This is a genomic window from Corynebacterium sp. CCUG 51687, assembly GCF_024453995.1.
GTDB lineage: Bacteria > Actinomycetota > Actinomycetes > Mycobacteriales > Mycobacteriaceae > Corynebacterium > Corynebacterium pseudogenitalium.
The window spans coordinates 1-24,728 of sequence record NZ_JAGPYT010000010.1; the positions used below are offsets into that span (position 1 = coordinate 1).

Below are 24,728 nucleotides of genomic sequence, written 5' to 3' on the forward strand. Positions count from 1 at the left end.
CCCAACCCCTGAAAAAGCACACATTTTGTCACTTAAGTCGACACGCCGAGAAAAGCACACATTTTGTCGCTTAACCCCAACAACCGCACTGTTACGCGTTCAGCTACAACTGGCCGTTTTGTCACAAAGCGGTGGGGCGACGAAAACCCTAATGGAACTGTTCGTCAGCGAGTCTAACTCGGCGGCTCAGTTACTTTAACTGCTGGGTCGGCAAAAAGGGCAGGCCCTCACTTTCGTGAGGGCCTGTGACCTGTATTGTACGGGCGTTTTCCCGTTTAACGTTCTCAAGTGTACAGGCTAGTTGTCGAAAGTCAAGATCAAACACGCTCAATTCATGTAGCGTCATTGCCCATGGGGAAATTCACACATAAGTCACTCGGCGTGTTCCGTGATGCTATTCCGCCAGCGCGTTTTCAGACGTATCTCGACGCTGGCGGAAGTCTTGATCAGGCGGTAGCGCTTTATTTATGGAACATGGAGGCGGCATCAGCGGTGACGCAGATGTCTGGGCTAGTAGAAGTGCTTTTCCGTGACACCATTGACCAAAACTTGCAGGCGTGGAATTGTAGTCAGGGTTTTGGACCAGAGTGGATTACTAACCCTGCCGTTCCTCTGCAACATATAGTTCGTAAAACGCCTCCCCCGCATTGGCATCCTTCGTCGAGTCAACCCTTGTGGAAAGACTGGTGGGAAGCCCGAGCAGAATGCCTTAGCCATCAAGCCAATCATCACGATCTTGTCGCCGGATTATCCTTTGGAACGTGGACGAGTATTCTCCCGCACCCGAGTGCAACAAGTAATAGCAATGCCAGGCTATGGCTCTGGAATAACGCCCTGAGTGTTGGTTTCAGTAATGAACCGAAAGAAGCGGTGTATCGGTGGTCCCAAGAGGTGAGGCAAATGAGAAATCGTGCGAGCCACCTACGTCCAATGCTTGATACAGACCGGCTGATGAAGTTTCACAAGTATTCCATTCGATTGCTTCGCAGCATTAACGAGGATTTTGGTCAAGTTGTTGCAGGATTCGCGCTTATACCTAATGTGATCAAAAGTAAACCGCTCTGACTCACCCTACTCCCCAACCAAAACAGCCCGCGCCGTACCGTAGTACCGCGCGGGCTGCCCCACCATGGGCCCCACCAGGCCCTTTAGGTTCGGGCCCCACCAGACCCGAAAGGAGGTCGTCACGCTGTTGCTGTCATCAGAGCCAAGCAATGTGACAGGCAATGGTGACTGACCGCGTTCCATGGTACCCGGTTGGCGCGGTGGGGGCGAAGTGGGCGTCGGAAAGCGAAAAGTGGGGCGCAAGCAAAAACGCAATTCTGTTCACAAAATCTCGAGTAAACTCATCATCACTACCTGTCCCCCCAAAAAATGACGCCTACAATCAAACTTTCCAATTCCACAATCTGTAAAGGACCGCCCATGGACCTCGTAAGGCTCTTGCGCAGGCACGCGCGCCCATACCGCGGCGCGATGCTCGCGGTGGTGTTGCTGCAGGCAATCACGACTGCGGCGACGCTCTACCTGCCCAGCCTGAACGCAAAAATTATCGACGAAGGCGTCTCCCAAGGTGACGTCCCCTTCATCTGGCGTACCGGCGGCGTGATGCTTGCTGTGGCGTTTGTGCAGGTGATCGCGGCGTGCGCGGCGGTCTGGTTCGGGTCGAGGGGCGCGATGGGCACGGGCCGCGATATCCGCGAGGAGGTGTTTGGTCGGGTGTCGCGGTTCTCGGCGGAGGACATGTCGCACTTCGGCTCGGCGACGTTGATTACGCGCGGGACGAATGACGTGCAGCAGGTCCAGCAGGTGTTCTTGATGTTCTTGAACTTTATGGTGGCGGTGCCGATCATGATGGTCGGCGGCGTGGTCATGGCGGTTCGGGAGGATCCGGGGATGAGTTGGCTGGTCGCGGTTTCTGTGCTTGTGTTGGCGGTGGTTGTGGCGGCGCTGATCGGCCTGCTGCTGCCGTTGTTCCGTTCGATGCAGTCGAAGATTGACCGTATTAATGGTGTGCTGCGTGAGCAGATCGCGGGCGTGCGCGTGGTGCGCGCGTTTACGCGGGAGGAGTTCGAGTCCGAGCGTTTCGACGCCGCCAATGCCGACCTCACGCGGTTGAGTCTGCGGATCGGCAATTTGTTTGTGATGATGTTCCCGGTGATCATGCTGATCCTGAACCTGGCGACGGCGGCGGTCCTCTGGTTCGGTGGTCATCGTGTGGATGCGGGTGAGGTGCAGGTCGGGTCGTTGACGGCGTTCTTGCAGTACCTCCTGCAGATCCTCGCGGCGGTGATGATGGGCGCGTTCATGGCGATGATGCTCCCGCGCGCCCTGGTGTGCGCCACCCGTATCACGGAGGTGCTGAAGCACGAGCCGTCGCTGACCGAACCAACGGCCAGCGCAGCCGACGCCGCCACAAACAGCACCGTCACCTTCGAGGACGTGACCTTCACGTACCCGGGCGCGGAGGAACCGGTGCTGGACGGCATCTCCTTCGAAGCCAACCCTGGCGAAACAACCGCGATCATCGGCTCGACGGGTTCGGGCAAGTCGACGTTGTTGGGGTTGATTCCGCGTCTTTACGCGCCGACGGGCGGTCGGGTGCTGGTTGGTGGTCGGGATGTGGCGTCGTTACATCGTGCACAGCTGGTGGGCGCGGTGGCGATGGTGCCGCAGAAGCCGTATTTGTTCTCGGGGACGGTGGCGTCGAATTTGTGTGTGGCCAGCCCGGATGCGACGGATGAGCAGCTGTGGCGGGCGCTCGAGATCGCGCAGGCCACGTTCGTGGATGATTTGGAGATGCCGATTTCGCAGGGCGGCACGAACGTGTCCGGCGGGCAGCGGCAGCGCCTGTGCATCGCGCGCGCGATTGTGGAGCGGCGCGGCGTCCTCCTCTTCGACGACTCCTTCTCCGCCCTCGATATGACCACGGATGCGCGGCTGCGGAAGGCGCTCGCCGAGCACGTCGCCGACGCGACGGTGATCGTGGTGGCGCAGCGTGTCAGCTCTATTCAGGACGCGGACCAGATCCTGGTTCTCGACGCCGGCCGTATCGTGGCCCGCGGCACCCACGATGAACTGCTGGAGTCCTCGCCGACGTATCAGGAAATTGTCCGTTCCCAGCAGACTGTGGAGGCAAAATAATGGCTAAGGACCAAGCTAAAGACCACGTCGAACTGACCGACGAGGAAATCCAGAAGCTCGAGGGCTCCATGGACGGCCACTTCGGCGGCGCCCCGCGCTCCGCGAAGAACTTCTGGCCGTCGGCGAAGCGGCTGGTCGGTCTGCTGGCCCCGCACAAGGCGATGTTTGCCCTGGTGGTGGCGCTGGTGTGCGTGTCCGTCGGGCTGAATGTGTACGCCCCGCGCGTGATGGGCCACGCCATGGACGTCATCTTTTCTGGCGCGATCGGCGCCCACCTGCCGGCCGGCGCGACCCAGGAGCAGGTGATTGAGGGGTTGCGCGCGGGCGGCCAGGACACGTTCGCGGACATGCTGTCCGGGATGGATGTGACTCCTGGTGTGGGCGTCGATTTCTCGCGCCTCGGCCAGCTGATCCTGGCGGTGTTGGCGCTCTACGTCGGCGCGAGCCTCCTGATGTGGCTGCAGGGTTTCCTGCTCAACCGCATGGTCATGCGCGAGATTTACCGCCTGCGTGCCCAGGTGGAGGCGAAGCTGAACCGGGTGCCGTTGAGCTACTTCGACCGCGGCCAGCGCGGTGATATCCTGTCGCGCACCACCAACGACGTCGATAATGTGCAGCAGACGTTGCAGCAGGCGCTGTCGCAGGCGTTGCAGTCGGTGCTGATGGTGTTGGGCATCATGGCGATGATGTTTACGGTGTCGTGGCAGCTCACCCTGCTTGCCCTCGTCTCGATTCCGCTGACGGCGCTGGTGGTCGGGTGATCGGTAAGCGTTCGCAGCGGCACTTCAAGCAGCAGTGGCGCGCAACGGGCCAGCTCAACGGGCACATCGAGGAGTCGTTCTCGGGCCACGAGGTGATCACGCTCTTCGGCCGCCAGGACGCCTCTCAAGAAATTTTCGACGCCCGCAACCACGACCTCTACACCGCCTCCGCCTCCGCGCAGTTCCTTTCCGGGCTCATGATGCCGATCATGCAGTTCATTTCCTACCTGTCCTACGTCCTCATCGCGGTCTTCGGCGGCCTGAAAGTCGCCAACGGCTCGCTGACGCTCGGCGCGGCGACGGCGTTCATCCAGTACTCTCGCCAGTTCAACCAGCCGCTCGGGGAGCTCGGCGGCATGGCTCAGATGGTGCAAAGCGGCGTCGCGTCCGCCGAGCGCGTCTTCGAATTCCTCGACGCCCCCGAGGAGCCCCGCGAGTCACACACCAGCCCGAAGCGCGCCTCCGGGCACGTCCAATTTATCGACGTCCACTTCTCCTACACCGACACTCCCCTCATCCAGGACCTCAACCTGGAGGTGCAGCCGGGCCAGAAGGTCGCCATCGTTGGGCCGACCGGCGCCGGCAAAACCACCCTGGTCAACCTGTTGATGCGCTTCTACGACATCGACTCGGGCCAGATTCTCCTTGATGGCGTCGATACGCAGTCGATGTCTCGCCAGGACTTGCGCAGCCAGGTCGGCATGGTACTTCAGGACGCCACCCTCTTCGAAGGCACCATCCTGGAAAACATCCGCTACGGTCGCCTCGACGCCACCGACGAGGACGTCATCGCCGCCGCCAAAGCCACCCTTGTCGACCGCTTCGTGCACACCCTCCCCGACGGCTACCACACCGTCATCGACCAGGACGGCGGCGCCCTCTCCGCCGGCGAACGCCAACTGATCACCATTGCGCGCGCCTTCGTGTCGAAGCCGTCCCTGCTCATCCTCGACGAAGCCACCTCCAGCGTGGACACCCGCACCGAGCTGATGGTGCAACACGCGATGGCCGCCCTCCAAGCCGACCGCACCAGCTTCGTCATCGCCCACCGCCTCTCCACCATCCGCGACGCCGACCTCATCCTGGTCATGCAGGACGGCCACATCGTCGAACAAGGCGACCACGCCTCCCTCCTCGCCCGCCGCGGCGCCTACTGGGAGCTCAACGAGGCCGGCTTCTCCGAGGACTAGGCCCCTGGCCCCTGGTCCCAGTGACAAAGGACGCAACCCTAAATTATCTAGCCATTCAAACGTGCAGGTAGAAAAAGGGCTATGTGTTAAGGGGTGCGTCTTTTGTCACTCAGCCCACCCGACGAGACACCACATTCCTTGATTTCCCCTAGATCAACCCTTCGTCGTTTCCTCAGGTCGCCAATTCCACGCGCAGGAATCTGGTGCGCGCCTCCACTCACCCCACCAGGTCAGACACCAAAGCCCCCTACCCTGCTCGGGTGCACCACATTTTTGCGGGGTTGAGGTGGATGTGGACTTCGTCACCGGGGGCGGTGTATGCGAGTGGGGTGTCGGGGTCGCAGTGGAGGACGATTCTCCCGTAGGACGTTTCAATGCCAACTTCTTGGTATTCCCCCATGTAGACGCTGCGGGTGATTTGGCCGATGTTGTCGGTGAGGTGGCGGGCTTGTTGGCCGGTTGGTGTGGCGATTGCGCTGGTGGGATAGCCGATGGCGACGAGGGTGTCGTTGGTGGTGAGGGTGGGTTCGGCTGGGATGGTGTGGTGTTGGCTGAGGAGGGTGACGTGGGCGGTGGCGGTTCCGTAGTGGGTGTGGGTGATGGTGCCGGTGGTGGGGATGAAGATGGTGGCGCCGAGGTGGCGGGCGATTTCGACGGTGGCGGGTTGTTCGCGGAGGTCTTGGGGTGCGGCGTCTTGGGTGATGTGGCTGTTGGTGAGGTAGATGATGCGGTCGGCGATGGAGAAGGCTTCGTCGATGTCGTGGGTGACGTAGAAGGTGGTGCTGCCGAGTCGTTGGTGGGTGCGGAGGATTTGTTGTTTGAGTTGTTTGGATGAGTATGTGTCGACGTGGGCGAGGGGTTCGTCGAAGAGCATGAGGGTGGGTTGTTGGACGAGGGCGCGTGCGAGGGCGACTTTTTGTTGTTGGCCGGTGGAGAGTTGGTGGGGGTAGCGGTGTGCGAGGTCGTCGATGCCGAGGCTGAGCATGGCGACGTTGACGGCGTCGTGGTTGGCGCCGGTGAATCGGATGTTGTCGGTGATGGTGAGGTGTGGGAAGAGGGCGGGGTGGTCCATCATCATGGTGATGGGGCGTTTGTGGGGTGGGAGGTGGTGGATGGGTTGGCCGTCGATGGTGATGTGTCCGGGGGCGTGGGTGAGGCCGGCGAGTGCTTTGAGCATTGTGGTTTTTCCTGCTCCGGAGCGTCCGAGGATGACGATGAGTTCGCAGGGGTCGGCGTCGAGGTTGATGGTGTTGAGGAGGTTGCGGATGGTTATTGCTGCCATGGTTGGTGGTCCTTTCGCCAGTGCGTGTCGACGCCCCTTCGGTTCCCGATGCCACCGATGCCACCCATGCCGCCGACTCCGACTCCGACGATGGCTGCGATGCCGACGATGAAGAGGGAGACGGTGATGCTGATGGAGAGGGCTGCGGAGTAGTTTGCGGCGTCGAGAAGCATGAAGAGTCGGAGGATGAGGAGTGGTGTGTCGGGTGTGCTGACCCAGAGGAGTGGGACGGCGAGGACGGTGGTGTTGGAGAAGACGGCGAGGAAGCCGAGGATGAGCAGGTGTGCGGAGCGTGGTAGGACGATGGTGGTGGTGGCGCGGATGGGGCCGACGCCTTGGAGGAGTGCGGTGCGGTATTCGCCTTGGGACATGAGGGGGCCGATGTAAACGAGGAGGAAGTATGTGATGGCGAGGGAGCTGGGGAGGCAGGCGAGGACGACGGCGGTGAAGGCTGCGGCTGGGTTTGCTGGGCTGTCGAGGGAGGGTTGAGTGGCGATGATGCGGAGTCCGCATCCGATGGTTGCCCCGGGGGCGGTGGCGATGAGGGCGAAGGTGGCGTCGATAAGTCGGCGGCCGATCCAGCCGAGGTGGTTGCCGCTGGTGGCACGGGCGGCGAGAGCGGCGGCGCTGAGGGCGAGTGAGCAGATGAGGACGATGAAGCTGAGGCCGACGGTGTTCATGACGGCGTTGCCGATTGGGGGTTGGCCGCCTTCTGTGATGCCGCGGTGGGTGGCGAGGGTGAGGAAGGTGGCGCTGAACGCGATGCCGCAGGCGAGGATCCATTGCGGGGTGCGCGTGGTGGCGCCGACGGCGTGTTCGCGGCCTGGTGTGGTGGGGTGGGTGGTGCGGATGAGTTGGATGATGCCGGGCATGCGCCGCAGTAGGCGCATGTAGTACGTGGCGGCCAGGCCGAATACTGCGAGGACTGGCAGGGTGAGGAGGAGCGCGAGCCAGGCTTCTTCGCCCTGGTTGCCGTAGGAGTGTGAGCTGAACCAGATGGTGGTGGCGGCGATGGGGGTGCGTGGGGCGATGATATTTGGGGTGATGGGGTCGGAGAGGATGGCGCTGAAGATGAATACGCAGATCGCAGGGGTGAAGAGGGCGAGGCGTGGCAGGTAGATGAGGCGGAAGAGGCTCCAGTCGTGGGCGCCGCCGAGGCGCGCGGCGTTGACTTCGCGGGCGTCGATAGGGGCGAGTGCGGTGCGTTGCGCGAAGTATGCGAGCGGCAGGAAGGAGGTGATGAAGGTGAAGGTGAGGGCGGTGAGTCCGGTGAAGTCGTCGGTGAGGGGCCATGGGAGGACTCCGGTGCGCCCGAGGATGACTTTCCACCCTGCACCGATGACGGGGTGTGGGATGGTGAGCTGGAACAACAGCATCATGTCGAGCGTGACGACGCCCATTCGCCCACACCGCGTGGCTGCGAGGGCACCGATGGTGCCCAGTGCCGTGGTTGCCAGGGTGGCGATGAGCGCGATAGTGCTGCTGGTCAGGAGTGGCGTGAGGGGTAGGCCGTGGAGCGCGCTGGTGTCGGCGAGTGCCTCTTGGATGAGCGCGCCGTACGGCAGGCCGAGCACGATCACGAAGATTGTGGTGATGGTCGCGGTGGCTCCGAGGAGGGCTTTCATGGCCGCTCCCCTGTTGTGTTGGCGAACCAGGTCATCCACCGTTCGCGTTCTGCGTCGGCGAGGTCGGGGCGGATGGCGGTGATGCCGTGGGTGGTTGCGAGCACCTCGGTGATGTTGCCGGCGACGGCGCTGTTGGTAGGGATTTGTGGGAGGCCGACGCGCCGGGCGGAGGTCTGCCCGCTCGGTGAGAGGAGCCAGTTCATCACGATCCGCGCGGCGGCCTTGTTGCTGCCCTGGGCGACGATCCCTCCGGAGGCGATCTCGAACGATGTCCCTTCGGAGGGGTAGGTAATGGTCAGGGGCGCGCCGGCACGGGTGGTTTTGTTTTGACAGTAGGGCTCGTATGAGATAGCGACGGCCGCCTCGCCGTGCGCGACAACGTCACTGGGGGCGTTGCCGGACCGGGTGAAGCGGTCGATGTTGCGTATGATGTTCTGGATCTCTGCGGGTTCGAGGCCTGCGGATTGCATGCTGAGCAGTATGGCGTACCCGGTGCCGGACGTCAGCGGTGATGGCGCGGAAACCCACCCGTTGAGTTCGGGGCGGAGCAGGTCACGCCAGGTGGTGGGCATGTCAGTGCTCAGGTTTTGGAAGGCGTCGGGGTTGCTGCACAGGCTGAGGATGGAGGCGTACACCCCGAACCAGTATCCGTGGGGGTCTTGAAACTCGGCGGGGATGGTGGTGGCTGCGGGTGGGTTGGTGGCGTCGAGGAGCCCGAGGCGGGCCGCGAATCGGTAGTTTTCGCTGGGACCTCCGACCCAGAGGTCGAATTCGCGTGACCCGGTTTGTAAACGTTTCAGCGCCTCCTGGGTGGGGAGACTGACATAGCGGACGTCCAGGCCGAGCTCGCGCCGGATGTCGAGTTTCCACTGCTCGCAGACGGTGGCGTCGTTGGAACACATGATGGTCAGGTTAGTGTTCTGCGGGATGAGGGTGCGGTACATCGTGGTGGCCGAGACGATGGCCACCACGATGATCGCTGGCAAGCGGAGCCACTTTGCAAACACAGTGCTGTAGTTTAGGGGAGTTTAGGCGTGTTTAGGCGTGCGCCTGCATCTCCGCTTCACGCTGCTGCATGAGCTTCTTCTCTTCGCGCCAGATGACCTGGAAGATGAGCAGGATCAGGACAGTGAACACGAGGAAGACGATGAAGGTGACGTCCCAGCCGGCGTACTTCACCAGGAAGCCCACACCGGTGGATGCCAGGGTCGCGCCGAGCAGGTAGCCGAACAGGCCGGTGAAGCCAGCGGCGGTGCCTGCCACGTTGCGTGGGGAAAGGTCGAGGGCCTGCAGGCCGATCAGGCCGACTGGGCCGTAGATGAACCCACCGATCAGGGCGACGTACAGCACCATCAGCCAGAACGGGGTGCCTACCGGGGAGAGCCAGTACGCCGCGATGGACAGGCCCGCGCCCAGGGTGAACAGCGAGATGGATGCGGAGCGGTTGCCGTGGAAGACCTTGTCCGAAAGCCAGCCGCACAGGATGGTGCCGATGAACCCGGCCAGCTCGAAGGCGGCGAAGCCGACCAGGCCGCTGCCGATGCTCATGTGGTGCTGCTCAGAAAGGTAGGTGGTGATCCAGTGGAGCACACCGTAGCGCAGCGCGTAGACAAACACGTTCGCGAACGCGAGCAGCATGATGATGCGGCTGTGCAGGATGTGCTTGAACACCAGGTCTTTCGTGGAGAGTTTCTCGCCGGTGTCCTCGGCGACCTTTGCTGGGTCGTCGCGGTATTCGTCAATTGGTGGGAGGCCGACTGATGGTGGGTTGTCGCGGATCAGCAGGAACGCGATGAGCGCCACCACAAGCGCGACGAGTGCGGGCAACCAGTAGGCTGCGCGCCAGTTCTGGCCCGTGATGCTCAGGCCGATACCAACCAGCACAGGCAGGCCGAATGCACCCAGGTTGTGGGATGTGTTCCACAGTGAGCCTTTCCAGCCGCGCTCGCTCGTCGAGAACCACTGCACGACGATACGCCCACACGGCGGGTAGCCCATGCCCTGGAACCAGCCGTTCAGGAACATCACGGTGGCGAACACGCCGACGCTCGCAGACACCCACGGCACGAACGCGACCACCAGGTTCATCAAGGCGGACAGCGCCAGGCCGAGCGGCAGGAAGTAGCGCGCGTTCGACTTGTCCGAGATCATGGCGCTGAAGAACTTCGACAACCCGTAGCTGACTAGCACCGCGTTGCCGATAATGCCGATCGCCGGCTTATCGATCGCGCCACTTTCGTCAATCAGCAAGGGGGCGATCGCCGAAATATTGTTTCGGATCAGGTAAAAACCTGCGTAGCCAAGGAAGATACCCATGAATACTTGCAGACGCATCCGCGGGTACAGCTTGTCTACTTCCTCCTCCGGGAGCCGTGGAATCGGCCCCGGGGCTTGTAACCATTTGAACATGGCAGGCACTCCTTTTGTGCACTCTCAGTATTTCCACTACTGATTGTGTGTCCTGCCTGGTAACAGCGCTTTTGCTGCCGGTAACAGTTGGTAACAGTCCTGTTACCGTGTGTTATTGGCCCGCCCAGACGTAGCCTTTGCCCCGAATGGACGCGATGGCATCCGGGGACATGCCGGCGTCCTCAAGCTTCTTCCGTAGCCGATACATGGTGGACTTCACCATGTTCCTGCCGCCCTGCGTCGCGCTGGTTTCCCATACCTCGTTCAGCAGCTGGCGAACCCCCACCACTTCCCCGGGCCGCACAAGCAGCGCCCGCAGAAGTTTGCTCTCCGTCTCCGTCATATCGACGGCCCTCCCGTGCACCTCCACCGCGTGACTTAGCGGGTGCACCGAAACCTCACCCACCACAATCGGTTTGGCAGTGATCTCTTGTGACACGCCGCTGCGTCGCAGCAACGCCCGGGCGCGCAGCACCAACTCGCGTGGGGAAAACGGCTTCGCCAGGTAGTCGTCCGCCCCCGCCTCCAGCCCGGCGACGCGCTTCTCGGTTTCGCCGAGCGCGGTCAGCATAATCACGGGTGTGTCGGCGAACTCGCCCGCAGCCCGGATGCGTTGGCACAGGGCGGTGCCGGACATGTCCGGCAACATCACGTCGAGAATAACCAGGTCGCAGTGCTGTTCGTTGAGTATCTGCCAGCCCTCCCGGGCCGTCCCCGCGCTCGACGTCCGCCACCCCTCCATCTCCATCGCGTAGCCGACGATCTGCACCATCTGCGGCTCATCATCGACGATCAGCACGTGCCTACTTGTCATCCTCGCCCCCTGCCATCGTGCCCTTCGGCAGCGTCATGAGCACCGACGTCCCGTGGTCCGCACTCGAATCCACCAACACTTCCCCACCGTGCCGTCCCACGATATCGGCCATGATCACCATCCCCAGCCCGGCACCCGTCGGCACCCGCTGGTTGCCACCACGGGTATTGAACTGCGAGAACGGCACGAACAGCTGCTTACGCTGCTTCGTCGACATGCCTGGCCCGAAGTCCGCCACAGTAATAATCACCTTGGTCGCGCTGGCCTCCGAGTGGACCACAATATCGTGGTCCCCGCCCGCGTAGCGTGCAGCGTTGTTCAGCACGTTCCACAGTGCGTGCCGCAGCAGCTGCGGGTCCGCCTCAACCGTGAGGGGGTCGCCCGGGTCATCCACAACGATCGGTACTTGGCTAATCGCTCGCATTTCCTGCGCTGTCTCCCGCAGCAGCGCCCGCACATCAACCGCCTGTTTCTGCAGGTTATAGGTACCATTATGGAGTTTCGCTTGCAGCAGCAGCGACTCCGCAATCTGAATCGCCCTCGCCGAGTTCGTCTGAATCGTCCCCACCAATCGACGCCTCTTTCCCTCATCCTCCTCGTCCGCCAGCAGTTCCGCCGCCCCCTGAATCAGCGACAGTGGCGTGCGAATCTCGTGTGCCAACACCTGCTCATCAGTGATGTCCTGGCGCCTCCTCACTTTTCGACGCCCCACCACCGCCTCAATCGCACTCCCTATCATTGGCTTCATTCTTGACATCTTAGCGCTGCCTCAGTGACAAAGGACGCACGCCCCTTTTCGCGACCTGGGCTTTTACCTTCTCCCTCAGCAAGAATTGCGTCCTTTGTCACTGGCTTCCCCACAAACGCACCCGAACATAATTTCGTCTCACACTCCTGCCGTGTCGGGTCCCGTTCGTATCCTGATGCTTGTAACCCCCAATGGCCCCCATCAACCACCAGAGAAAGGAACCTCTCATGGATCAGTCATTACGCGCTCGGGCCCGGGGCGCGATGTACGGCCAGATTATTGGCGATAACCTCGGCGCGATCGTCGAGTTCTCCTCCCCCGCGCAGATTCGCTCCCGGTTCCCGGATGGCGTCCGCGAACTCATTGGCGGCGGCCCGTTCAATGTCGCGCCGGGCCAGGCGACCGATGACTCCGAGCTTGCGCTGGCACTTGCCCGCAGTATGGTGCGCTGTGGTGGGTATGAAGAAAAGGACGTGTTCGAGTCGTATGTGCGGTGGGCGGCGTCGTTCCCGCCGGATATCGGCAATACGTGTGCGGCTGCGCTTCGGCCACCGTTTGAGCCGAACTCAGCTAGCAAGTCGAACGGTGCGTTGATGCGGGTCAGCCCGATTGCCATCGCGTACGCGCACGACCCGCAGCTCGCCGGCGACCACGCCCGCGCCGACGCTCGCCTCACTCACCCCAACGAGTACCCGGTGGCCATCAACGGTATGTATTGTGAGGCGCTCGCACGCACGATCAGTGGTGAGGATCCTCGCGAGGCGCTGCTCGCGGCGGCTGGGGATGAGGCGTCGACAATTAGGGAGTTCATGCAGTACCTTCCCGTGGATGTTTATAGCCATCGCATGGGGTACGTGCAGTTCGCCTGGAATATTGTGTGCTATTTCGTCGCGAACGGTACCTCTTTCGAGGAGGACCTCGTCGCGATTGTCGGGATGGGCGGCGACACGGACACAAACGCCGCGATCGCCGGCGCGTTCCTGGGCGCGGTGTACGAGGAGGAGGGGATTCCTCGCAGGTGGCGCCAGATTATCGACGCCTACTCCACCCACAAAGCGAACCGCCCCGAGGAGTTCTCCGTCGAGGGCGCCCTCGACCTGGTTGACGCTCTCCTCTCCTAGCCGCGCACCACATTCCCGTTTTTTGAGAGGGCGCCTCCGCGTTTCCCCAGGTCGTCAACTCCACGAGGGGGAATCTGGTGCACTCCCCCTCACCCCAGTGCCAAAGGACGCATCCCCCTTTTCACGACCTGGGCTTTTACCCCCTCCCCCCAACAGGAATTGCGTCCTTTGGCACTGGAGTCCTCAGCAACTATTCGTCCGGGTTCCGGATTTCCACGTAGTCGGGGTCGTGCCAGTCGACGTTGACGTTGTCCTTGGTGTCCAACCCCTGGTCGGCTTCCTCGGGCACCTTGGCGAAGATGTTGCGGCGGGCGCGGCCGGCGCGCAGTTGGCGTTCGACGCGTTGGGCGAGGACGGTGAGTCCCCAGTTGATGAGGATCATGATGATGGCCACGACGGCCAGCGAGGCGAGGAAGTTCTGGTTGGCGGATGCGCTTTGGATGCCGGAGCGGACGACTTCGACGTAGCCGATCTGGTAGCCGAGGGCGGAGTCCTTGAGCGCGATGATCATTTGGGCGATCAGGGCTGGCAGCATGGCGGCGATGGCTTGGGGCAGCAGGATGGTCCGCATGGTTTGCGGGTAGGTCAAGCCGAGTGCTTCGGCGGCTTCGGTTTGGCCTTTGGGGAGGCTCTTGATGCCGGAGCGGAGGATTTCGGCGATGACGGACCCGTTGTACATGGTGAGTCCGAAGACAACGGCGGCGAACGCCAGGTGCTTTGGCGGGGCGAGGTGGTAGATGGCGAAGAGTTGGTAGGCGAAGATCATGAGGAGGAGCACTGGGATGGCTCGGAAGATCTCGACGATGACGCCACATACCCAACGAACAAAACGATTGCGGGAGAGCCTGCCTAGGCCGAGGAGGATGCCGACGGCCAGCGCGAGCAGGATGGATGCCACTGCTGCTTTGAGGGTGCCCATGAGGCCGGGGAGGATGTAGGTGGTCCAGGTTTGGGAGTTGAGGAACGGAGTCCATTTCGCGGCGGCGAGTTGTCCGTTGGCCTGCAGTTTCCAGAAGACCCATGCGGCAATGCCGAGGCAGACGGCGAGGCTGATGCCGGTGAGGATGCGGTTGGTGCGGCGGCCGTTGGGGCCGGGGACGTCGTAAAGTACTGTTGCGCGGACGCTCATTATTTTTTCACCGCCATGCGTTCGGAGAGGGCGCCAAGGGCGAGGCCGGTTGGCAGGGTGAGGATGATGAAGCCGAGTGCGAAGATTCCGAAGATGGGGAAGAGCATGTTGGCGTGGTTTTCGATGGTGGATTTCATCAGGAGGGATGCTTCGGCGACACCGATTGCGGATGCGATGGTGGTGTTTTTCGTCAGCGCGATGAGTGTGTTGCCGAGCGGCACGATGGCTGCGCGGACTGCTTGGGGGAAGATGATGTTGCTGAATGTTTGGCCGAAGCTGAGGCCGAGGGATCGGGCGGCTTCGGCTTGTCCGAAGTGGACGGTGTTGATGCCGGAGCGCAGGGATTCCGCGACGAATGCCGAGGTGTAGATGATGAATCCGAGTACGGCGAGGCGGAAGTTGTTGTCTACCAGGAACGTCGCGGACTCTCTATCGGCAAGCGTGATGCCGAGGTTTTGGTAGAGCCCGAAGGAGCAGAAGATGATGATGAGGGTGAGGGGTGTGTTGCGCACGACGTTGATGTAGAACGTCGACATCGCGCGCAGCACGGGGATGGGTGCGACTCGCATCGCGGTGAGGATCGTGCCCACAATCATGGAGCCGATTGCTGAGTAGATGGTGAGCTTGATGGTCAGCCAGAAGGCTGCCCAGAGCTGCGGGCCCAGGTCGGACCAGAGTGTGGACATGATGTTCCTGCCTTAGGGGGTCTTACTGTTCGATGAAGGAGAGGTCGCCAGGGGTGCCGGCGGAGACTGCGTCGTCGCCGCCAAGATTCTTATCGACGAGGGCGTCGAACTCTCCGGACGTTTGCAGTTCTTTGAGCGCGTTGTTGATGGCGTCGGTGCCTGCGGTGTCGCCCTTTGCCAGGCCGATGCCGTAGTACTCGTCGGTGAATGGCTTGCCGTCCTTGGTCATTTCGACGACTTTGAAGTCGCCTGGGGTTTGGGCGGAGTAGCCGAGCAGGATGGTGGCGTCGGTGGTCATGGCGTCGATGTTGCCTTGGCGGAGTGCTTCAACGCAGGAGGAGTAGGTGTCGTACTCCTGAAGCTGCACGCCTGGCAGGGCGTCCTTGACTTTCTGGGCTGGGGTGGAGCCGGTGACGGAGCAGAGGATCTTGCCGTCGAGGTCCTCGAGGCCCTTGATGTCGGTGTTGTCGTTGCTGACGAGGAGCGCCTGGTGCGTGACCAGGTACGGTCCGCCGAAGTTGACGGATTCGGAGCGGCCCTTGTTGATGGAGTAGGTCGCCGCGATGGCGCCTACCTCACCGTTCTGGATGAGCGTTTCGCGCTGCGCGGATGGGCTTTCGCGCCAGGTGATGGTCGGTTCTGCCCAGCCGTTGGCCTTCGCGATGTGGTTGACCACGTAGGTTGCCACGTCGACGTCGAGGCCGGACATGGTGCCGTCCGGGTTGCGCAGGCCGAGGCCCGGCTGGTCGTACTTGGTACCCAGGGTGACCTGGCCGGATTCGATCTGGCTGAGGAGGTCGGTGCCTTCGCCGGCGCCGCCGCCACATGCGACGAGGGTTGCGGCAGCGGCGGAGAGCGCGGCGGTGAGTGCGGCGTAACGGATGTTCATGGTGTTGTCCTTTCGGTTAGTGGGCCAGGATTTTGGCCAGGAAGTCTTTCGCCCTGTCGGTTTTCGGGTTGGTGAAGAACTCTTCGGGTGTGGCGTCTTCGATGATCGCGCCTTCTGCCATGAAGATGATGCGGTCGGCGACGCGCCGGGCGAAGCCCATTTCGTGTGTGACCACGAGCATCGTCATCCCCTCGTTGGCGAGGTTGGCCATGACATCAAGCACTTCATTGACCATTTCGGGGTCGAGGGCGGAGGTGGGCTCGTCGAAAAGCATGACTTTGGGTGACATGGCGAGCGCCCGCGCAATCGCGACGCGCTGCTGCTGCCCACCCGACAGTTGCGCCGGGTACTTATCCGCCTGATTCGCGATGCCCACGCGGTCCAGCAGCTCAATCGCCCGCTTCTCGACGTCCCCCTTCCCCTGCTTCCGCACCTTCAACGGACCAAGCGTCACGTTGTCCTTGATGGTCAGGTGCGGGAACAGGTTGAAGGATTGGAACACCATCCCGACGTCCGCCCGCAACTTCGCAAGGGCCTTGCCCTCCTCTGGCAGCGGGACTCCGTTGATGGTGATGGTGCCTTCGTCAATCGTTTCGAGCCTGTTGATCGTGCGGCACAGCGTCGACTTCCCCGACCCCGACGGCCCGAGCACCACCACAACCTGGCCCTTCGGCACAGTAAGGTTGATGTCTCGAAGCGCGTGGTAGTCGCCGAAGTGCTTCTGTACACCCGTAAGTTCAATCATGGCTTCACTGGAGCTATTGCCCGACCCACTCTGGGCAGTGAATGTGCTTTGTGTCATAACGGGCACGTTAGTGGCCTGGCCCACACTTTGTATAGTGCTTGCGCGCTTTTCGCCCGAAAGTTCACCCCCACTACGTGTACTTCCCCGGCCCGCGCGCCTACTTCCCTTCCGGTTCGCAGCCGACCTGGGCTTTTGATCTCACCCCCACGAGGAATTGCGTCCTTTGGCACTCGCTCCCCTGTCGCGCGCACCACATTCCCTCCCGTACCCCCGCCGACCTAGGCTTTTCCAAACCTGGCCGCCGAAAAACCAGGAATCTGGTGCGCGTGTCCCCCGCCCAGACACCACATTCCCGTTTTCCCCCCGCCAGACCCCCTCGGCGTTTCCCCAGGTCGCCAACTCCACGAGGGGGAATTTGGTGCGCTCCCCCTCACCCCAGTGCCAAAGGACGCAACCCCCTTTTCACGACCTGGGCTTTTACCCTCACCCCCACCAGGAATTGCGTCCTTTGGCACTGGCACCCCCGATGGGACGCCACATTCCCTCCCGCGCCCTAACTGACCTGGTCTTTTCCAAACCCGCCTGTCAGAAACCAGGAATCTGGTGCGCGCCCCCTAGGCTTCTAGCCCAAGCGCATAAAAAATGGGCGACCCACATGGGTCGCCCACATCTATCGGTGAGATGCTTCTTAGAAAGGAAGCGCGTCGCGCACTGCTGGTGGCAGCATCGGTGCAACCTGTGGCAGGGCCACTGCGATCAGGGCGATCAGCGCGAGAACGGAGCCACCAGCTACGGCACCGATGCCGTAGTTGTTCAGCTTGCCGTCAATGGAGCTGAGGGTGGACTCGATCTTGGAGCTGGATGGGGAGAGGTTCTTGCCAGCTGCGCAAGCGCGAAGTGCTGGGGCGGTGGCGTTCAGGGTGGCGAGCTTTGCGTCGATCTCCTTGAACTTCTTGTCGGCGTCTTCCTGCTTGATCTTCTTGTCCTTGAGCTGTGCCTCGACCTCAGCGCGCTCCTTGACCAGTTTGGCCGAAGCCTCGATGTCCTTCTTCAGCTGTGCGTCAGCCTCAGCCTTGGTGAATTCCTTCGTTTCGGCCTTGTCGCCTTCCTTGGCAACCGGGTAGGTGATCTTGCACTTGGTCTCCTGTGGCTGGTTGTCAGCTGCCTGTGCTGGAGCGGCCAGGCCACCAGCGATGACTGCCGAAGCAACTGCGGCGGTGATGATCTTCTTCATGTTGAACCTCTTTTCAGGGGTAAGAATTAAGGGGCTTTAGGTGAACTACCTAGCTCGAAAATATATTGAATCCCCACTATTCGGGAAATAGTTTTTCGATAAATGTTTGGAGTTGCTCCCTAAATACCCCCGAAATAGGTGCGCCTAGAACGGCAGCTTCGGTGCCATTTCTGGGAATACCACGGTCACGAGTGCGGCCGCGCCGAGCGCTACTGCGAGGAAGATCCCGGCGAGTGGGCCAGCGACGCTGAGCCAATCGTGCATCTCTGCTGGGCTCACATCTTTAATGCTACTTCCTTCGCTGTTGCCGATTGACCCGGTCTGCTTTGGTCCAGTCTGCTTTGGACGTGGGCTTCGGACTACTCTCCCCTTGTAGTCCTCGCGCTGAGAGCAGGCTTTCAGGGCAGGCTCGAAAGCGCGAAGGAACTTGAGCTGGGAGTTGAGCTGTTTAAGTTGTTGTTCGTCGGCTGTGCCGTTGGTGGTGGCGTCGAGTAGTTCTGAGCGCTGCTTGGTGAGTGCGGCGACCTCCTGATCGAGGAGTGTCAGCTTGTCCGATGCTTCTTGCGGCGTTACCAGCGCGAATGCCTCGCGCAACCCGGCCTCCGAAAGTGCTTTCTTGGGTGCGATGGTGCTTGCTTTGAGGCTGGGAAGCTCGTCGTCGAACAGGGTGAACGCGCAGGTACCGTTCTGGTACTTAGCGTTGGCGGCGTTTGCCGGTGTGGCGGTGGTAGCCAGCATGGCTACTGCGGTTACGGAAGCAACGATTCGCTTCATGTGGTGTCCTTTCCTGTCGGGGAACCTGATGGTTCAGGTTCTTCAAGAGTTTGACGCTGCGTCGCGCGCTTTGGTTCCATCGCGTCTTTGACTAGCTAGGCGTGGGTTAGTATTTCGGTATGCTTACCCGCTTTGAAGTTGATGGGTTTAAGAACCTGCGCAACCTAGCTATCGACCTCGGCCCATACACCTGTGTCGCCGGGGCGAATGCGATTGGTAAATCTAATCTTTTCGACGCCCTCCAGTTCCTAGCGCTCACTGGGTCGCGGACGTTGAATGAGGCTGCCATCAAGATCCGGGGCAATGGCGGCGACGTGCGCGATATTTTCGCGCCGGGTGGCAAGATGTCGTTTGCTGCGGAGATGATTACGGAGAAGGAGTTTGAGGATTCCTTCGGCAAGTCGATTACTGCTGATCAGACGTATCTCCGGTATGAGGTTGATCTTGAGCTGCGGGACGTGACTGTTGGCAACAATAGGAACGTTTCCAGCATTGTTGTTACGCGTGAGGAGCTAAAACCGCTCACGAAGGCGGATGCTCGAGAGAAGCTGGGTTGGGCAAAGAAAAGCTTTGTTGAGTCTGCGATCATGGGCGGACGTCGAAAAGCGTTTATTGAGACGAGTGAGCAGGAACGACAAATCCATGTGCGGCATGGAAGTCAGGGAAGGCCGTCGTTGGTGTCGCTGAGCGGGGATGCGCCGGCCCGTACTGCGCTGTCGGTGTATGGGCAGCAGGACCAGTATCCGGTGATTATGGCGGCGCGCCGGGAGCTGGATGCGTGGATGTACCTTTCCCTTGAGCCGAGCGCCATGCGCGCGCCGAGCGAGGCGTTGGCTCCCGACTTTATTAGTGTGAAGGGCGGGAACCTGCCGAAGACGTTGGATCGTCTTGTGGGGCAGTCGCCGGATCATGATGTGCTTGCGGAGCTTGCTGACATCGTCGGAGATCTTGTTGATGTACGCAGCGTTACGGTGGACTTTGACGAGGCACGCCAGGTGTTTACGCTGCAGGCGCAGGTCGGTAATGGTGGTGTGGTGTCTGCCCGTTCTCTTTCTGACGGGACGCTGCGCTTCCTGGTCCTAGGCACGATCTTGCTTGACTCCGGTGGGAGCCGCCTGATCTGTTTCGAGGAGCCTGAGAACGGCATTCACCCGTTGAAGATTCAGGCGATGTATTGGCTGTTGCACGATTTGAGCGTGGACCCTGAGGAAGCAATCGGGTCGGAGAATCCGCTTCGTCAGGTCATCGTGAATACCCATTCACCAGCATTTTTAGCGCTGCACAAAGACAATTTCGATGAGCTGTTGCTGGGGTCGAAGGATCCGATGAATGGCTCGCTGGTCCTCACCCCGGTGGTGGCGGAGGGGAGCTGGAGGAAGTCGAAGGTGAAGGCTTCGGCTGCGAACGTTGAGGAGCTTCTTCGCGAGTCGTTCCCGGAGCTCAGCTTCCGTGAGCTCTTTGCGGCAGACGATGAGGGGGATCGATGAGTAGGCCACTGTATTGTTTGCTCGTTCGCGAGGGTACCAGCGACGATGGCTTGATGAGCCCGCTCAAGGCGCTCCTCATCGATCTCGGATTCGGGGCTGACTCCCAAATTGTTGCTCAGCCTTTCGCGGGGTCGAAGCGCACGGCTGATGTCCTTCAGCTCATCATGGATGAGGGCCAAACGCCTGACATTGTTTTTGTTCATCGGGATGCAGACAATGACGGCTATGAGCGCCGTGCGCTTGAAGTCCACCAGGCGTCCGAAGAGGTCAGCCCGGAGTTCGCGGTTGTTCCCGTTGTGCCGGTGAAAATGACTGAGGCGTGGGTGCTCCACGCACTGCACAGTCCGCAGTATCAGGCACAGCTGGGGATCAACATTCCTGCGAAGGATCTGCCAGCCAGGAAAACTATCCCGAATATTGCGGCGAAGGATCGGCTAAAACAGCTTCACGGCGCCCACATCGCCTCCCACGGGCGCCGAAAGCGAAAGCATGATTCCCGCTTCACGACGGACCGGTCCCGCTGGGTGGAGGCACTCACCGATGTGAGCTTCTTGGAGGGGTGCGAGTCCTTCGAACGCGTGCGTGATGAGATCCTCAGCGCACAAACAGGCCTCTAGCCTCACTCACTCCCTCCCGATGGGACACCACATTCCCTCCTTGGCACCCGACGACCTGGGCTTTTATAAACCCGCTCGCCAAAAACCAGGAATTTGGTGCGCTCCCCCTCACCCCAGTGCCAAAGGACGCAACCCCCTTTTCACGACCTGGGCTTTTACCCCCTCACCCAACAGGAATTGCGTCTATTGGCACTCGCTCCCAAAAAACTAGATCTCGAACCCCTGCCGCCGCGCGACATCGAGGGACCCGTCCTGTGGCATGGCGTGCGTCGGCAACCCTGCGCGGACTTGGCGGAAGAAGTTGTCGGACCTGCGGTTTTTGTCGCGGAGGTCGTAGTAGGTGGTCATCTCCTGGTCGTACTCCCCCAGCGCCTCGGACCAGCTCGCGGGGGCCTGGTAGGTGTTTTCCATGACGCGAAGCCGCGCCGGGATGCGTGGTTTGAGTTGTGGGTCTTGGGCGGGCCACCCAAGGGTCAGCCCAACAACAGGGAAGGTAAAGCGAGGCAGTTCGAGCAGGTCAACGACGGCTTGGAGGTCGTTGTGGATGTTGCCGAGGTAGTTGGCTCCCATCCCGAGCGATTCTGCCGCGTTGACAACGTTTTGGGCCATGAGGCAGGCGTCGGTAAACCCTTCGACGAAGGGGCGGGTGTGCCCGGCGGCTGAGGGGTCCTCCAACAGCGCCGCGTTGCGCGCGGTGTCCACGATGAACAGCAGGTAGACGGGCGCGCGCCCGACGTATTCCTGCTGCCCGATCTCCGCCAGCCTTCGCTGCAGGTCGGCGTCGGTGACGTGGATGATGCTGGCTTGCTGCAGGCCGCGCGAGCTCGCTGTGCGCATCGCGACCTCGAAGAGCTGGTCCAGCACCTCCTTATCGACGCCCCTCCGCTCAAACTCGCGGATCGTCCTGTGCTGTAGCTGGTGTTCGATGGTGTGGTTCATGCCCACACGCTACTTGAAATCGGCTACCCGAGCTCCTCCCGAAGCACATCGCGAACGATTTCGGCGACGTGCTGCGCCTGGGTGCCCGTGCCCTGCTCGACTTGGGTGCGGCAGGAGAAGCCGTCGGCGACGACGGGCCCGTTGTGTTCTCTCACGCGCGGGAACAGTTCGCGTTCTCCCAGCTCCAGCGACATTTCGGCATGGCCGTCTTCGAAGCCCCAGTTGCCGGCGAGGCCGCAGCACCCGGTTTGGATCTGTTCCTCGTCGTAGCCGAGCGCCGCCAGGATCAGGGAGGACTGCTGCGGGTCGCCGAGTGACTTCTCGTGGCAGTGGACCTGGGTGAGGATGCTGCCGCTGTGCTTGCGCACTTTGCCTTCGTCGACGAGCTCCTGGAGTTTCGGCGCCACGATTTCGGCGAAGGTGTGGGTGGCTTCGGCGAGTTCGCGTACGGCGGGGTCGGCGGTTTGGGTGGTGGCGTCGTGTTGCAGCATGACGGTGCACGACGGCTCTAGCGCGACGACCTGCAGCCCTTGGTCGAGGTACGGCTTGAGCGCGTGCGCGGAGTGTTCGAGTACGCGCCGCGTCATCGCGAGTTGGCCGGTGGAATGCCAGGTCAGGCCGCAGCAGACGAAGCCGTCGGGGATGATGACTTCGTAGCCGAGCATTTCCAGCGTTTCGACGGCCGCTCGCGCCGGGCCGGTGTTGAGTTTGTTGTTGAAGCTGTCTGGCCACAGCACAATTTTTTCTCCAGCAGCCCCCGAACGCTTCTGCGCCCACTTCTGCAGCGACTCGGGTGCGAAGCTGATGAGCGGCCGCCCGGTGTCCACGCCGCCGAGTTTCGCGACGGCCGTCGAGACGCCGGGGGCGTGGAGGGCCCAGTTCGTGATGCGTGGCACGAGCGGGAGTTTGTGGGCGATGTGGCTGAGGATTGGCAGCCAGCCCATGAGGTAGTGGACGCGTGGGCGGACGCGGCCGGCGTAGTGGTCGTTGAGGAACTCTGCTTTGTAGGTGGCCATGTCCACGTTGACGGGGCATTCGGAGGCGCACGCTTTGCAGGAGAGGCACAGGTCGAGGGCGGTGGTGGCGTCGTCACCTGTGATGGTTTCGCCGCGGAAGAGTTCGGAGAGGATGCGGGCGCGGCCGCGGGTGGAGTGGATTTCGTCGTGGGTGATTTGGAAGGAGGGGCACATGGCGCCGTCCATGGAGCGGCAGGCAGAGACGCCGACGCAGCGGTTGACGGCGTCGGTGAAGCTGCCGTTGTCGCGTGGGAAGAGTTGGACGGGTGTGATTTCGTGGGTGCGTTGGGCGGGTTCCATGCGCAGGCCGTCGGTGACGGCGTCGGCCCAGACGAGGACACCGGGGTTCATGATGCGTTGCGGGTCGAAGAGCAGTTTGAATTCTTCGAAGATGGCGCGCATTTCGGGGCTGTACATGGTGTGCAGCAGGGATGAGCGTGCGCGGCCGTCGCCGTGTTCGCCGGACAGGGACCCGCCATGCTTGGTGACGAGTGCGGCGGCGTCGTTCATGAAGTTGTTGAAGTTGGTGATGCCCTCTGTTGAGTGGAAGTCAAAACTGATGCGGACGTGGACGCAGCCTTCGCCGAAGTGGCCAAATGGGATGCCGCGGTAGCCGTAGGTGTCCATGAGGTCGTAGAGTCCGCGCAGGTAGCTGGCCAGGTTTTCGGGCGGTACGGCGGAGTCTTCCCAGTTGGGCCAGGCTTCGCCGCCGTCGGGGAGGCGGGTGACGGTGCCTGCGGATGCTTCGCGGATGCGCCACAGCGCGCGGGCTTCGGCGTGGTCGCTGACCACGACGGCCCCGGTGTGTTCGACGGTGGAGGTGAGCGCTTCGGCGGCGGCGATGGCTTCCTCGAGGGTGTCGCCTTCGGTTTCGCAGTAGAGCCAGCCGCCGGCGTGGGGTTGGCCGGGGAGGTTCTCGCCGGCGTGTTCTTGCCCGTTTTTGCTGCGCAGCGCGTCGAGGAGGTCGCCGCCCATGCCTTCGATGGTGGCCACACCGGGTTGGCGCAGTTTGGGGGCGGCGTCGGCGGCGGCGAAGACGTCGGCGAAGGACAGCACGGCCAGTGCGGTGTACTTCGGCTTATCGACGAGCCTCACGGTCATCCGCGTAATCACCCCAAGGGTGCCTTCGGACCCTGCGATGGCTTTGGCCATGTCGGTGCCCAGGTAGTGCAGTCCGTACCCGGAGACTTGGCGGGGGAAGCGCCCGAGTTCCTGCTGGATCAGTTCTTGGTTTCGGGTGTAGAGGGCGGAGAGGGCGTCGTGAAGTGTGGGGTCGTCGCAGCCGTCGGCGCTGAAGGTGACTTCCCTGCCGTCGGCGAGTGCGAGCGTGATGTCGACGAGGTTGTCGGCGGAGGTGCCGTAGGCCACCGAGTGGGAGCCGCAGGCGTTGTTGGCCACCATGCCGCCGATGGTGCAACGGGAGTGGGTGGATGGGTCGGGGCCGTAGGTCAGGCCGTGGGGTGCGGCGGCGTCGCGGAGTTGGTCGCAGATGACGCCGGGTTCCACGGTGGCCGTTTTGGCCTCGGGATCGATGTTGAGGATGCGGTTGAAGTAGCGGGAGGTGTCGATGACGAGGCCGTCGCCGATGGCGTTGCCCGCCACGGAGGATCCACCACCACGCCCTACGATGGACCAGCCGCGTTCGCGTGCGTAGGCGATGCCGTCGAGCACGTCTTGTGCGCTGCTGGGTTCGAGTACTGCCGCCGGGACGCGTCGGAAGAGTGATGCGTCAGAGGAGTAGGCGGCCCGGGTTGGCATGTCTTTGCGGAGCTTGGCCCGGATGGCGTGTGGCGTGGTGTTCATGCGTGTCCTCTATTATTCTGCGCTGTTTTCGTCGCGGTGCTCGTGGAACTGCACTTCTTTGTCGCGTTTGCGTTGTTCGCGTTGTGCTCGGAGCGCTTCTGGGCGGTAGCCGAGCACGAATGCGGATACTGCACAAAGTGTAGCTGCGCCGAAGACCCATGGCGCGAGCGCCGCTTTGGCGCCGGTGATGGTGTCGCCGCTGCCGGTGACAAGGCCGACTGCCTGCACGCCGACGAGTGCGAGCCCGCCGAGGAGGAACGCGGCGAGGAAGAGGTAGAACAGGATGTAGAAGAGTTTGAAGATTGGGTTCATGGT

At 61.9% G+C, this 24,728-nt stretch carries 21 protein-coding genes and 1 pseudogene; 7 read left to right on the top strand and 15 right to left on the bottom strand.

Features of this window, described 5'->3' with window-relative positions:
• From KBX13_RS09095 to KBX13_RS09110, 4 genes and pseudogenes are all read left to right on the top strand, one after another.
• Positions 1-199 (top strand): hypothetical protein (locus KBX13_RS09095; protein WP_256021829.1); only part of this gene is annotated, 199 nt, incomplete at its 5' end.
• Positions 200-351: 152 nt separating this feature from the next.
• Positions 352-1,065 (top strand): hypothetical protein, encoded by a 714-nt coding sequence (locus tag KBX13_RS09100; RefSeq protein ID WP_256021831.1) that lies wholly within the window; start codon positions 352-354, stop codon positions 1,063-1,065.
• 360 nt (positions 1,066-1,425) lie between these two features.
• A complete protein-coding gene (locus tag KBX13_RS09105; RefSeq protein ID WP_256021833.1) occupies positions 1,426-3,144 on the top strand; it encodes an ABC transporter ATP-binding protein in 1,719 nt (572 codons plus the stop codon).
• Positions 3,144-5,095: pseudogene (locus KBX13_RS09110) on the top strand (ABC transporter ATP-binding protein). Before KBX13_RS09105 ends, KBX13_RS09110 begins: the two are co-directional and overlap by 1 nt.
• Before the next feature lie 247 nt (positions 5,096-5,342).
• Here KBX13_RS09110 and KBX13_RS09115 read toward each other — a convergent pair.
• The 6 genes from KBX13_RS09115 to KBX13_RS09140 form a co-directional block, all read right to left on the bottom strand.
• Positions 5,343-6,377, bottom strand: a complete 1,035-nt coding sequence (locus KBX13_RS09115) for an ABC transporter ATP-binding protein (RefSeq protein WP_256021834.1) — start codon at positions 6,375-6,377, stop codon at positions 5,343-5,345.
• The gene (locus tag KBX13_RS09120; protein ID WP_256021836.1) at positions 6,365-8,002 is read right to left on the bottom strand and encodes a transporter; all 1,638 of its coding nucleotides are present in this window, start codon (positions 8,000-8,002) and stop codon (positions 6,365-6,367) included. Before KBX13_RS09120 ends, KBX13_RS09115 begins: the two co-directional genes overlap by 13 nt.
• Positions 7,999-9,009: an extracellular solute-binding protein gene (locus KBX13_RS09125; RefSeq protein ID WP_256021837.1), complete on the bottom strand. Its 1,011-nt coding sequence runs from the start codon at positions 9,007-9,009 to the stop codon at positions 7,999-8,001. The genes KBX13_RS09120 and KBX13_RS09125 overlap by 4 nt, the downstream gene beginning before the upstream one ends.
• Before the next feature lie 31 nt (positions 9,010-9,040).
• Positions 9,041-10,411, bottom strand: coding sequence for an MFS transporter (locus tag KBX13_RS09130; RefSeq protein ID WP_256001491.1), 1,371 nt, complete (start codon positions 10,409-10,411; stop codon positions 9,041-9,043).
• Between the two features lie 112 nt (positions 10,412-10,523).
• Positions 10,524-11,225, bottom strand: a complete 702-nt coding sequence (locus KBX13_RS09135; RefSeq protein ID WP_256021839.1) for a response regulator transcription factor — start codon at positions 11,223-11,225, stop codon at positions 10,524-10,526.
• Positions 11,215-11,973: a sensor histidine kinase gene (locus KBX13_RS09140; protein WP_370687333.1), complete on the bottom strand. Its 759-nt coding sequence runs from the start codon at positions 11,971-11,973 to the stop codon at positions 11,215-11,217. The genes KBX13_RS09135 and KBX13_RS09140 overlap by 11 nt, the downstream gene beginning before the upstream one ends.
• A 227-nt stretch (positions 11,974-12,200) precedes the next feature.
• Here KBX13_RS09140 and KBX13_RS09145 point away from each other — a divergent pair, with 227 nt between their 5' ends.
• Entirely contained in the window at positions 12,201-13,094 is an 894-nt protein-coding gene (locus tag KBX13_RS09145; protein ID WP_256021840.1) for an ADP-ribosylglycohydrolase family protein, read from the top strand.
• 190 nt (positions 13,095-13,284) lie between these two features.
• Here the strand turns inward: KBX13_RS09145 and KBX13_RS09150 are convergent, their stop codons facing one another.
• The 6 genes from KBX13_RS09150 to KBX13_RS09175 form a co-directional block, all read right to left on the bottom strand.
• Positions 13,285-14,223 carry an amino acid ABC transporter permease gene (locus tag KBX13_RS09150; protein ID WP_256021842.1) on the bottom strand — a complete coding sequence of 313 codons (939 nt, stop codon included), beginning with the start codon at positions 14,221-14,223 and terminating at the stop codon, positions 13,285-13,287.
• Positions 14,223-14,909 (bottom strand): glutamate ABC transporter permease GluC, encoded by a 687-nt coding sequence (gene gluC, locus KBX13_RS09155; protein ID WP_070478673.1) that lies wholly within the window; start codon positions 14,907-14,909, stop codon positions 14,223-14,225. Before gluC ends, KBX13_RS09150 begins: the two co-directional genes overlap by 1 nt.
• 22 nt (positions 14,910-14,931) lie before the next feature.
• On the bottom strand, positions 14,932-15,798 hold the full coding sequence (locus KBX13_RS09160; protein WP_256021843.1) for a glutamate ABC transporter substrate-binding protein: 867 nt from the start codon (positions 15,796-15,798) through the stop codon (positions 14,932-14,934).
• A 16-nt stretch (positions 15,799-15,814) separates the two neighbouring features.
• A complete protein-coding gene (gene gluA, locus KBX13_RS09165; protein ID WP_256021845.1) occupies positions 15,815-16,543 on the bottom strand; it encodes a glutamate ABC transporter ATP-binding protein GluA in 729 nt (242 codons plus the stop codon).
• A 688-nt stretch (positions 16,544-17,231) separates the two neighbouring features.
• Complete coding sequence (locus tag KBX13_RS09170) at positions 17,232-17,777, bottom strand: hypothetical protein (RefSeq protein WP_252932151.1); 546 nt, start codon at positions 17,775-17,777, stop codon at positions 17,232-17,234.
• Between the two features lie 144 nt (positions 17,778-17,921).
• Entirely contained in the window at positions 17,922-18,551 is a 630-nt protein-coding gene (locus KBX13_RS09175; RefSeq protein ID WP_256021846.1) for a hypothetical protein, read from the bottom strand.
• A 119-nt stretch (positions 18,552-18,670) separates the two neighbouring features.
• On the opposite strand from KBX13_RS09175, the gene KBX13_RS09180 reads away from it, so the two are divergent.
• Both KBX13_RS09180 and KBX13_RS09185 read left to right on the top strand, forming a co-directional pair.
• Entirely contained in the window at positions 18,671-20,038 is a 1,368-nt protein-coding gene (locus KBX13_RS09180) for an AAA family ATPase (protein WP_256021848.1), read from the top strand.
• Complete coding sequence (locus KBX13_RS09185) at positions 20,035-20,655, top strand: hypothetical protein (protein ID WP_256021849.1); 621 nt, start codon at positions 20,035-20,037, stop codon at positions 20,653-20,655. Before KBX13_RS09180 ends, KBX13_RS09185 begins: the two co-directional genes overlap by 4 nt.
• Before the next feature lie 207 nt (positions 20,656-20,862).
• Here the strand turns inward: KBX13_RS09185 and KBX13_RS09190 are convergent, their stop codons facing one another.
• Genes KBX13_RS09190 through KBX13_RS09200 form a run of 3 tightly spaced genes read right to left on the bottom strand, consistent with a single transcriptional unit; the run spans position 20,863 to position 24,725 of the window.
• A complete protein-coding gene (locus KBX13_RS09190; protein WP_256021851.1) occupies positions 20,863-21,594 on the bottom strand; it encodes a nitroreductase family protein in 732 nt (243 codons plus the stop codon).
• Between the two features lie 23 nt (positions 21,595-21,617).
• Positions 21,618-24,413, bottom strand: coding sequence for an FAD-binding and (Fe-S)-binding domain-containing protein (locus KBX13_RS09195; protein ID WP_256021853.1), 2,796 nt, complete (start codon positions 24,411-24,413; stop codon positions 21,618-21,620).
• A gap of 12 nt (positions 24,414-24,425) precedes the next feature.
• On the bottom strand, positions 24,426-24,725 hold the full coding sequence (locus KBX13_RS09200; RefSeq protein WP_256021854.1) for a hypothetical protein: 300 nt from the start codon (positions 24,723-24,725) through the stop codon (positions 24,426-24,428).
• Between the last annotated feature and the right edge of the window lie 3 nt (positions 24,726-24,728).